We start from the raw sequence: 1,556 nt of genomic DNA on the forward strand, positions 1-1,556 counted from the left end.
CAGGTAGCAATCAAAACACTACAAGGCTTAGTTCGGGAGCCACAAGCATGCTATTAAATTCGTGGGGATCCGTCAGGCTCTGACCCCATTTACTTACACCCTATACACCCTATACACGAATAAAATGGCTCGTATAGCGTGGGCAATATTGGAGGATACCCTATGCAAGCCCTAATCATATTGTCGCTCAGAAACCTCGATAAAATTATTGGCCAAACAAACCACTTGAAATGAATTGGTTAAATATTGGCCAAAGTAACATTGCTAACCTACAGTTGACAGGCAATCACATATTATGAATTGCCGTCATGTACAAAAGTACAGACGAAGACTAAAGGATTTTATGATGAAAACTAAACCAAGCTCTATTGCTGTAATGTTAGCCAGCAGTCTACTACTAAGCACGGCAACATTTTCTTCTATTGCGGGCAATGGTAACGGAAATAGTGGTCAAGCCTACCCTGGCGCTAATGGCCAACCTTTTCAAGCATTGCAAAGTCAAATAGATATTATTAATCTTACAATCGAAGAACAAACCAGAATATTTAGTGAGAAATTCTCTCAGCTTGAAGCAGATAATGATTCGCAAGATGAACTTATTGCTGCTATGCAGGTGGCACTTAGTATCATTGACACCCGTGTAACAATGAATGAAACGGATATTGACGCGCTCGAAGCAGCAGATGTACTAAGTGCTCGGCTTATCAGCACACTACAAGCGCAACTGGCTGCTCTTCAAGCATCTACTAGCAAGGAATTTCGAAATCTTTACGCCCAAAGTGACGCATTGAATTCATTGATCTCAGCTTTAAGGAGAGATGTGGACGTAAATACTTCTACTATTTCTCAATACTTGGATGAGCTACGTGCAGTTGACTTTCTTCTGGGGCGTAGCTGTACATCCCCAAGGGTTGTCAGCGGTATAACTACGTTTGGGGATCCCATCTGTGTACTCCCAGAAGGTACTAACCTGCAGGTGTATACCATCAACAGGCGTCTTAGTAGATTTAGCTTCTGTGATAGCTCGGTGTTCGGGGCTTGTGTTGATACTGATTATTACCAGAATGGATCCGCCTTTTGCAATTTTGGGGATGTCGCTACAGGCGGCGGCTTTAGCACTGGTGGTTTTGGCGACATAGGCGGCAATAGGTACTCCCTAGTAAGCCGTCCAAATGACAGCAGGGGGTGGTATGCTCACTCAATTCAACAAGGCGATTCACAACCGAGTGGAACTGTATATGTAAAATGCCTTAAAAATTAATAGGTTGATAGTTTTTTCTCTGTAATAACTATGAATGCAAGCGAGAAGCAATATTCAGCACATGTCCGCTAAGTCGTAGCAGCGGCCTTGGTCATCTCGTTCAGAAATGTCTGGCATGATGTATTTTTGCTGGTCTAAAACGTTGATTACGGCGTTGCTGCTCGCTCACATACACACAGCGTATGCTACGCTCACAGCGCCTTGTACTAAAATAAGTAGGGTCAGAGTCTGACGAATCCCCACAAAAGAATGAATAAAAATAATGAGATAGGTTAAAAACTGAGGAACATTCATG

The 1,556-nt window shown here is 42.8% G+C and carries 1 protein-coding gene; it reads left to right on the plus strand.

Annotated features, from left to right (window positions below; genetic code table 11):
• Window positions 1-346: 346 nt before the first annotated feature.
• Window positions 347-1,261, plus strand: a complete 915-nt coding sequence (locus tag ORI98_RS18105; protein ID WP_306136153.1) for a hypothetical protein — start codon at window positions 347-349, stop codon at window positions 1,259-1,261.
• Window positions 1,262-1,556: the final 295 nt, after the last annotated feature.

It is taken from the genome of Shewanella sp. ULN5 (assembly GCF_030731885.1).
GTDB classification, from domain to species: Bacteria; Pseudomonadota; Gammaproteobacteria; order Enterobacterales; family Shewanellaceae; genus Shewanella; species Shewanella holmiensis.

Bases quoted from the DNA above. Each gene is read 5' to 3' on its own strand.
- ORI98_RS18105 (WP_306136153.1), top strand. From the start codon at position 347: ATGAAAACTAAACCAAGCTCTATTGCTGTAATGTTAGCCAGCAGTCTA.